This window comes from Marinobacter sp. EVN1 (assembly GCF_000475375.1).
In the GTDB taxonomy this organism is placed as follows: domain Bacteria; phylum Pseudomonadota; class Gammaproteobacteria; order Pseudomonadales; family Oleiphilaceae; genus Marinobacter; species Marinobacter nauticus.
On the sequence record NZ_AXCB01000021.1, the window covers coordinates 1 to 9,531 of the forward strand.

Consider the following 9,531-nt stretch of genomic DNA (forward strand, 5'->3'; position numbering starts at 1 on the left):
CTAGCATCCACGCTCGAAAAAATGGGCAGTCACACCTGTGCTAGCGAGCTTTACGCCAATTTTTCTACTGCGGGATGCGGAATGTTTATTCAAACCAGTGCGCCTCTTGGCCATACCGGTGCGGTGATTAACTGGACTCTAGAAATTTTAGTAGCCCAACCCATCGTCGTTTATCCCGGCATGAAGATAGGCAAAATTTGTTTTTGGAAGAATTTCGGTGAATTATCCCATTACGCAGGACGTTACCAAGGATCGAGCAATGTAATTGCGTCGAGAATCCATCAAGACTTTGAAGACTAATTTTTAGGAAAACTGATGATCTTAACAGGCAAAGAGATAGATAAAAGAGTAAATAGCAAGGAAATTGTTATCTCACCGTTTTTAAAAGAGAATGTAAACCCAAACAGCTATAACTTTCGTTTGGGTAGAAAGTTAAAAGTATACCAAAACGATCTGATCGACCCTGCCAAAGAAAACCCCGTCGACGAAATAACCCTGGGAGATGACGGGCTGGTTTTGCAATCTCGCAAACTTTATCTCGCCGAGACGATTGAAACAATGGGCAGTGACAATTTTGTACCGACCTACGCTGCTCGTTCATCTGTTGCTCGTATGGGGATGTTTATCAACCTCTCCGCGCCCCTTGGTGATATTGGTTTTGTTGGAAAGTGGACTATTCAACTGTTTTGCATTCACCCAGTTAAAGTGTATTACGGTATGAACATTGGCCAAATGATGTTCTGGCATACCTGTGGTGAGGTTGAGTTGTATGACGGCAAATATCAATGTGCGGATGGTCCGATTGAGTCGCGTATACATATCGACTTTCACAATAAACTGAAGCAACGAAACCAGATGGAGGTTCCACCCTTAATCGATCGGGTGGAGACCGTATGATGACTGAGATGCTTCACTCGATGGAAAGCTTACCCGGCAAATACCGACATATGGCAATGCTCTCCGAGCACCACCCAGTGCCTCCACTGACGCTAGTTACAGAAAAAGAGTTGTCGACATGGCTAGAGCGCTTTGACGAAGTTAAGTTCGCCGTAACTAATCTTGAAGAACATATCATGATCACTTCTGGCGCCTTTTTGAAAAAGGATTTAGACGAGATCGCGCAGCAAGTCCGTCGTTTACGTTGGAAACACGATGCAACGGCATCGCTGAAAGCAATGCTGAAATCGATACAAGGGTCTGACACCTCATTGAACGTGGCGGTGCGCTCGGCTTGCCAGGCTGAAGACCTCAGCCAGCACAGTTTTGCTGGCATTTATGAGAGTGTGCTGAACGTGGAGTCTATAGACCAACTCAAAGCAGCCATTATCAAGGTCTGGTGCTCAGCGTATTCGGTACGTGCGATCATGGAAAAGTTAGAGGCCAAGGTCATCGGGTCGGCAGAGTCGATGAACATTATCGTTCAACAAATGATTGACCCTGAGTTAGCAGGAGTGGCGTTCAGCTGTGACCCTGTGACAGGGGAAGATACGCTATACATTGAATACGTTGATGGGGTTGGCGAAACCTTAGTGTCTGGTGAGCAGGTAGCAAAGCGGATCACCAAAGATGCAGTGATGGCCGATCATCAGCAAGTGTTCGAGCAACTTACCACTGTTGTAACATCGGCAAAAGATCTGCTGGGTGGGCACGTCGACATTGAATGGGCTTATCAAAATGGCGTGGTTTACCTGCTGCAGGCTAGACCGGTCACGAACGTACGTAAGCAAGCTACTTCAACCAAGCCGCAATTTGCATGTTATGAACTCTACGATGAGCTGCCAGGCTCCATACAGTCAGAGTTGCCGGCGTACGCATTATATTTTAACCGCAAGCGCAAACCGCTGCACGACATTGGTAAGCACTTTGGCTGCGGAGAGGTCGGTGCAGTGATCCTTGAGCTTAACCGTCATGCTCTGGATCAAGTTCCTACCCAACAACGCATTCTGGACCTGTTTTTCAGTGAGCGACAGGTAATTGATTTCTCGGATGCGGTGCGCCAACTGACCGTATCTAAGGAAGAACTAATTGATCAACTCAAACGACTGATGACCGATCCGAATCGTCTCCACTATGTCGTGCTCCGAGATTTCGTTAGAGGCCAGTATGGCGTTATTACTCAACAGGTCCTGACCAACGAAGGGCCTACCCTCGTAGCTGAAGTCTCAGAGGATGGTCTATTGGCTATGAATAGAGGCAGTGCGGTGAGTCAAATGCTGTCATTGTCAGCCCCTGACGCCAACACGCTCTTTTCCGGAGCTGATTTGAGGGTATTGCACGATGTCACGACTTGTGCCTTGGAAAAACTAGGGGACATTCAAATTGAATGGGTTTTCTCAAATGGACAGTTCTATGCACTGGACTATTCGTCTGTGGGAGAAAGCCCGGTGGTTCTCACTGACAACACGAGTGTGATGTCCCCCGGCTTCGCACGTGGCAGTGTGTTTGTTGTTGAATCGAGTGAAGCACTAGAAAACTATAGTATTGCCCCGTCAATGAGTCTCACAGATATCCCTGATGCATCAGTATATGGGGATTTGTTTACCTCCATAATTGAAGACATGCAATCACTATCTCGACGCCCGATCATCTTTTCTAAGCGCCCTTACGCAGCTCTGGCTTCATTGTTGCCGTACGTGTCCGGGTTTGTTTTTGAGAAAGGCTCATTGTTATGTCATCTGGGTGTTTTATTGCGCGAAAAGCAACTACCTGCAATCTGCGACGACCAACTTTTTCACCAAATGACGCACGGCGAATCATTTGAGTTAGATACCGTTTCGGTAAAATAAAAGGACCAATCATGGAAACTGAACTCTTTGTCTTATTGTTTCAGCCAGGTGAGTTTTTTGCTCCCCGCTCAGTTGTTACTCACCCTGAGTTAATCCTCCAGTGTGAGCCTAAGCAAGCTAAGCTGGGCAATAACGCACTTTTTCATTGTCAGGATGATTTGATAGCAGACCGTGTCTTCACCAAAGATCGAGAACGTCGTTTTGGCCCATCGGATTACCAATTCCACTACTTTGACTTGGCGCATCGTGCAAAAAAAAAACAAAGCAAAGAAATCTTTAATGAAGTATTTGAAAGTGTGGGCAGTTCCTATGGTTTTGAGGACCTGATGCCAGCTGTTGCTGTTCAGTTCGATAAGGGCTCTAAGTCCGTAAGGCTCTACCACTTCAACGATACAGCTCACCACGGTACGATTTTCCTCAAGTATGCAGAGATGCCGTGGGAGGTAGAGGCGTCTGGGAGCGCATGGGCTTGCTGCGTATCTGCGTTAGAGCAAGCTTACCCTCGATTATTGAAGTACCGTCATCTCCTCAATGATACGTGTTGGTACACCCGCTGGAAACACGATATGGAGTTAGAACGAAAGTACACCTTTAAAAATATTCCCGACACATGGTCTCTGAATACTGCGTTGTATCGTTCCATTAACCTTGAAGGAAAACTGCCTGGTTTTGTGCCTGAACTGGATATGGATATTCAGGTGTTTGACTACGACAATCACCTATTTGAAGTCATCGAACCCGCATCAAAAGGCTACATCTCCTTTATTCCACAAACCAACGGCAAAGTTGCTGTGAAGCAAAAATGGTTTGAAGAGAACACAGAATTAAGAAAAGAAACCATCCACTATGACTGCGAACTGACCGATGCCGAGTTTGAAAAAAAAGCAACGGAGCTGGCGCAAGGTCAAGTCAAGCGTATGGCTCCGTTCCGTAGAAAGCGATTTGATGTGAACTTTGAGTCACTCGACACCGGTAATATTTTCGGCGTGTACTTCGATATTTGCCGGAATTTGGACGAGCCTGAGAAATACGCGTTTTCTCAATGTGAAGTTGAGTACTGCCGCTCTCGTACAATGTTTGACTTCCAAAAAGTCATGGAAGAGTACGAAGTGATTTGTGCCTACGTAAAAGATTTCTTGATCCAGCAAGGCATGGAGTTCGAGCAAGACTTATTTTCTAAACTCGATTTTGCACGTAATACCTATTTGGCCCAACAACAAGAAGGGAAGTAATCATGGCACAATATGTTGTTTTAGGCAGTTGGAAAATTCGTCACGATGAGTACCCTTCTGACGCAGAAAAAGCGTTGTACTTTCTATCATTACCTGAGGGGTACAATTTAGCGCATAGAACCCTACTCTGCGATGTGTCTGCAATAGAAGCACCGATCCTGGACTCGGACTTTGTACCGGTCAGCGATCGAGTGGAAAAAGCCAACCTTAGTGAGCGTACTGTCCCTCTCGCCTTAGTATCGTTGGATGGTTCAGCAGCCTCAATTACGCACTTAGTGCACAGAGTTGAAGTATTCACAACGCAATTTTATCAGCTGCCTGCCCTGCCGTTTGACGTAAACAAAGGCACGTTGTTTGATGCATTGAGTTTATTATTCAAAGAGCACTACCTGCTCAGCAATAACTTCGAATGCTATTACGAAAAAGGGATCCCGGATACGGAACTGGAGCAAAAGTTCAGTATCCAGGATAACTATAATTTCTACGAACTGAATGAGCGCTTTTATGCTGCACTAGCCAATGGTGAAATAGCAGATTTCAAACCTCATCTCGGTGATGAGATTGAACACTGGAGTTACGACAATGACTTTTTCGAGATAGCAGAGAATGGCCAAGGCATGTCTGGTTACGTATCCGTTATGCATTGGAGCCGTAAGAAAAAAATTCGCTTTGATGAACCTGTAGTGACCTTCAAAAAGAAACTATATAAAGAGGACGCATTAGAGCGTTGGGAGCGCAACTATCACTTCCAAACCGTGAAAACGACGCCAGAAGCTGCGTTGACGGAATTTTTTAAATTACCGTTGATCACTTTGCCAAGTTGGCGCCGAGTACGTTTAGACATTGCGTGTGAGTATACCCCTACCGGAGATATCTTCATGCTGAACTTTGAAGACTGCCGAATCAAAGATGTCTACGAGCCGCAAGGAAGGCTTCAGCAATGCGAAATTGAATATTTGAAGACACGAGGGTGCGCGGATGAAGCAAATATTTATAAAGGATTTAACGCATTGGTGTCCGTAGTTGAGGATTTCATCGATACTCAGGGTCTCCGTTTTGAGAAGAACCATTACTCGAAGTTAACTTTCCTTAAGGACTATCTAAAGCTCAATGGGGAGAAGCAGTGAATGGTTCGTCACGTTCTAGGAAATGGGAAGATTCGAATTGAAGTTGCCTGCGTAGAATCGCGAAGTCAACTCTACCAACGTTTTTTGGCCTTTATCTCACCGTACTTCTTATCTGAGCGAGTCGATGGTGAGATAGATCTGCACCTGGGTTTGCATGAAGAGGCGTCGTTTTTGCCAGAGTGGAAAACACGCTGCACTGGATTAGAAACAATTCGACGCAGCACCGCCGAGGCGTTTAACCTTGAATTAAGCCGTGGTGAGCTTTCTGACGGAACTCAGATAGCATGGAATGAACGCGATCAAACTGGCTACGCATTTGTGCCAGGGTCTAAACGGATGGACCTGTATATCAGCGATAGTAGTTTTATTCATCTCATCGAGTTTTTCCGCTACTACTGCTTGTTGCTAGAAGCGGGTAAAGGCAGTGTGTTGCTTCATGCCTCAGCCGTCGAAAACCTAGAGACAGGCGAGGTGCTTGCCATTGGTGGGGTCAAGGGGGCTGGAAAAACTACAACCATGTTGAACTTGGTGGGTTCTGGTAAGTACGGTTTTTTCAGTGGCGATAAACTACTGGTCGATCTCCATGAGGGGGCGTTAAGGGTGAGGGGGTGGCCAGACTATCCGCACGTTGGTGTCGGCTCTTTACGCCATCACCCAGAGTTGTGCCGAAAACTGGGTCTACTAGTCTCTGAACTACCGATGTCTGAAGCTGAAGCCGGGGACAAGTATTTGTTCGCGCCAGAGCTGTTTTATGGCGCTTTGGGTAAACCTCGGACGCCAAATGGTCGACTTGAAGGCCTATTATTGCCGGACATCTTAGGAAAAGCTCAAGCCCCTTCTCTGCTGTATTCTTTGGACAAAGAACACGTAGATCAACGCCAGTTGTTCGAGGACCCTTATGGGTTCACGACGGCAAACTGGCATCGTCTCGCGAACATAGAGATGACCGATTCAGTTAGAGAGTTACACCGAGAGGTGTATGAAGGGTTATATAGTGTTAAATGGCTAAAAACCTCAGGTCATGTCTCAGCAGAAGCAATTGAGTTGCAACTTAGGATGCCTAATGCGATAAAAATCGCGTTGGTCGCGCCCAGCGGCTCAGGGAAAAGTACGGCGGCAAGTTTAATTAAGCAAGCTTTTGAACAACGAGGTTTATCTGTGTTGAGCGAAAAACTGGCTCAACCTTTGTATGACTTGCAGGCTGCGTATTTCGAAACTGCGTCCATCGACCTTCCGAGTGGAGTTCAACATCAAAAGCTGTTGGAAAACATAGCCACTAATCTTCGTATGTTAAGTAAAGATTCACTGGTTCAGCACCTGTTCTCTCGACTGGTTGGCAGTAACGCTGAGGTCATCATTACCGACGACTTACGCGATAAAGAAACAGATTGGCCGGCGCTGGTCAATAGCGGTTATCGCGTAATTCGGGTTGCATGTGACGAGCCTACACGTATAAAACGTTTGCAAGGACGTCAAGATATACAGTCGCAATTGAAATCACCGTTAGATAATTCCATTAATTCGATTGAATCCCACTATGTTTTGGAGAATAACTCCACGCTTGACGCATTGGAGCGAGAAGTCCAGTCATTGGTGGATACGCTGTTAGGGCACTCGCATGGCAATTAGTCTACCTCGGTTAAAATGGGTAGTTATTGACGGTCTCTCGTTTGAATATTTAAAGACTTATTTGTGTTCTCAGGCTATGCCTGTTTTGACACAAATGATGACGTCCAACTGTTTGACGGCCCTAGAACCGCTCTACCCCAACTGTCAAACCCCTCCGTCACTATTTTCTATTTGGAGTGGGCTGCAGAGTGAGGAGCACGGCATATTAGGGTATGAAACACCAGATACGGATGTTTTTTCAACATTTCACAACAGCTTCACAGCGTGGCCATCGCATATCGATATGGTTTGGGACAAGTATGCACGCGTTGGGTATCGCGTGCGCTTGCACCATGTACCTTTTGTTGATGAAGCTAAACTCGCGCGACAGATGGTGGCGCGAAGCGATGTTTATTCACAGCGATTGTGGTCATCGCAAACGGTGCCATTGACTGAAGTGCTAAACATTGATCCATTCTCAGTGTCGATTGCTTTTTCTCTGATCAACGAACATCGAACTAAACTGCTTATGGAGTCACCTAACGGTAAGGTTTGCCATTTGGTTTCAAACAACGAAGTGGTTGATCTGCCCCTGCCTGACGGGGAATTGCTGCCTCACTTATCGGTGTTGATTTCCAACAATGGCCAAGAATGGGTATGTAGCGTGTTGGGTAAAAATGCCTATCGCGCTTCTCCAACCGACAACATCGTGAAGGATCGACATCAGCTGACCTTTTGCCATGAGGCTTTGACTCAGTCATATCGAAACGGTTTGTTGGGCGACAAATTGGTACAGGGCGGTGGAGGCGAAGCTGAAGAGGCCTTGCTGTTGAGCCTTGAGAAAGTGCATCGGTGTTTTCTTGAAGAACTGGCTTTGGGGTTCTCACAAGATGACGCAGATTTGTACGTCGGTTATTACCCAGTATTCGATCTGGCGTTGCATGAATTGTTGGGGTTACAAGCGTTGGTCTCTTCTACTTCCCAGGGCAAGAAGATCATGACTCAATTGTTGCTTTGGGTCGAAGAAGTCGTCCACACGCTAACCAAATCGTTAGACGAGGGTGAAGTGCTAGTAATGAATTCTGATCACGGGATGCAGCCTATCCAAAACACGTGTTACTTGAACAACTTTATGGCTGAGAAAGGGTGGCTGAGATTCAAGGAAGGTGGCGAGATAGATTGGTCTAATACCGTTGCCGCGTATCACCCTGCCGAGAACGGGACTCTAAGTATATTAGCCGACAAATCCGATACCGAGACGATAATCGCCGACATATTGGATTGGTTCGAAGCGCTTGGGTTCTCAGGGGCTAAGGTAGTGAGGTTAGATAATCATCAGGGAGTGCTCAGTCAGGAGAATCGCTATTTTCTAATACCTCCCGACGGCCTTCGAGTTAAAGCTAGTCAGTCAGTCGATGCCTTATGCCCGAGTGCAAAATCAGGGGACCACTGCGCTCACAGCGACCACCCTTGGTTGAAGGGTGTATTCATGACGTCTGGCTTGCCTACAGTTGAGCGACCACAGCACTTACACCAAATTTTAAAGTTCATAGAGGAAGGTTAATTTAGCATGGAGCTTTATCTTATTCTCATTATCGCGTTATTTTCTATTGTTCAGTCAATTTTTGGTATGGGATTGTTGGTGTTTGGGACACCTACTCTGCTATTGATGGGGTACCCATTTGGTGAAGTTCTTTCGATACTTCTCCCCCCTTCCTTGACGATCAGCGCTATTCAATTCTATCAACTTGAAAAACCAAAAAAAGCGTATCTACTTGATTTGTTGATTTGTTGTCTGCCTGTTCTAGTTCTAGCTTTAGTTTGGACTTTAATTTATGACCAAAAGCTCAACTTATACATGCTGATCGCAGCGATTCTGATCTTTACTGCTCTGTCGCGTTTTTTCACTCGCATTTCGAATCGTTTACAGGAATTCATTACCCATCATTCTCGGTCGTATTTGTTCATCATGGGGGCGGTACATGGCCTTTCAAATATGGGTGGCAGCCTGCTTTCAGCGTATGCGGTGTCGAAACATAACTATAAGATAGAAGTCTTGAGTTGCATTGTAACTGGGTATTTGTTGTTTGGATTGGTGCAACTTAGTACATTGAGTGCACTCAATGTCTTAGAGATAAGCGCTACAACCGTGATCTCATGTGCGGTAGCCGCGGTCGTGTACCTAAGTATTGGTAATCGAATTTTCAAGTCGATGAAAGAACACTTTTATCAGCATGTCTTCTCAGTCTTTATGCTGGTCTACGCCGGCTTAATGATCGTTTCTTAGACCGGAGGAGGTTTTTCCTATGGCTCAAGTTAAAGGTGTTATTTTTGATATTGATGGCACACTTGTTTTGAATAATCAGCCGCTTCCTGGGGCAATAGACGCTGTGAACGGTCTTCGCAGCATGGGCGTACAACTGCGGTTTGTTACCAACACGACAGGAAGAACACCTGAGCAATTGGGGAAGGTGCTAAGAGAGTTAAGTTTTGAAGTCCAAGATAGCGAGGTTCTGACCTCAGTGGGAGCGTGTGTTCATTTTCTTGAGCAAAACTACGTTGGTAAAGCGGGCTATCTTGCGATCCCTGAAGAGATTGAGGATCAGTTTACGGGGATCAGGCAGACAACCAAGAACCCTGCCTTTGTTGTCATGGGCGATTTGGATGAAGGGTTTGACTATGGCGTGCTGAATCGCGTTTTCAACTATATGAGAAATGGTGCCCAACTGATCACATTTCACCGAAATCGTTTTTTCTTTAGGGAAGGTCTGAATAACT

At 45.9% G+C, this 9,531-nt stretch carries 9 protein-coding genes; all 9 read left to right on the forward strand.

Going from position 1 to position 9,531, the window contains the following annotated elements; all coding sequences use genetic code 11:
- A partial coding sequence (locus Q674_RS31330; RefSeq protein ID WP_023008930.1) for a dCTP deaminase domain-containing protein occupies positions 1–300 on the forward strand: 300 nt, incomplete at its 5' end.
- A gap of 15 nt (positions 301–315) precedes the next feature.
- A complete protein-coding gene (gene dcd / locus Q674_RS31335) occupies positions 316–897 on the forward strand; it encodes a dCTP deaminase (RefSeq protein WP_023008931.1) in 582 nt (193 codons plus the stop codon).
- Entirely contained in the window at positions 894–2,786 is a 1,893-nt protein-coding gene (locus tag Q674_RS31340; protein WP_023008932.1) for a PEP/pyruvate-binding domain-containing protein, read from the forward strand. The genes dcd and Q674_RS31340 overlap by 4 nt, the downstream gene beginning before the upstream one ends.
- A gap of 11 nt (positions 2,787–2,797) precedes the next feature.
- Positions 2,798–4,018, forward strand: coding sequence for a hypothetical protein (locus tag Q674_RS41105; protein ID WP_152526071.1), 1,221 nt, complete (start codon positions 2,798–2,800; stop codon positions 4,016–4,018).
- Between the two features lie 2 nt (positions 4,019–4,020).
- A complete protein-coding gene (locus Q674_RS31355; protein ID WP_023008935.1) occupies positions 4,021–5,145 on the forward strand; it encodes a hypothetical protein in 1,125 nt (374 codons plus the stop codon).
- A complete protein-coding gene (locus tag Q674_RS41330; protein ID WP_023008936.1) occupies positions 5,146–6,774 on the forward strand; it encodes a hypothetical protein in 1,629 nt (542 codons plus the stop codon). It begins immediately after the preceding gene.
- Positions 6,764–8,317: an alkaline phosphatase family protein gene (locus Q674_RS31360; RefSeq protein ID WP_081698936.1), complete on the forward strand. Its 1,554-nt coding sequence runs from the start codon at positions 6,764–6,766 to the stop codon at positions 8,315–8,317. Before Q674_RS41330 ends, Q674_RS31360 begins: the two co-directional genes overlap by 11 nt.
- A 6-nt stretch (positions 8,318–8,323) precedes the next feature.
- Entirely contained in the window at positions 8,324–9,040 is a 717-nt protein-coding gene (locus Q674_RS31365; protein ID WP_023008938.1) for a TSUP family transporter, read from the forward strand.
- Between the two features lie 19 nt (positions 9,041–9,059).
- The coding region (locus Q674_RS31370) for an HAD hydrolase family protein (RefSeq protein WP_023008939.1) at positions 9,060–9,531 on the forward strand (472 nt) is incomplete at its 3' end.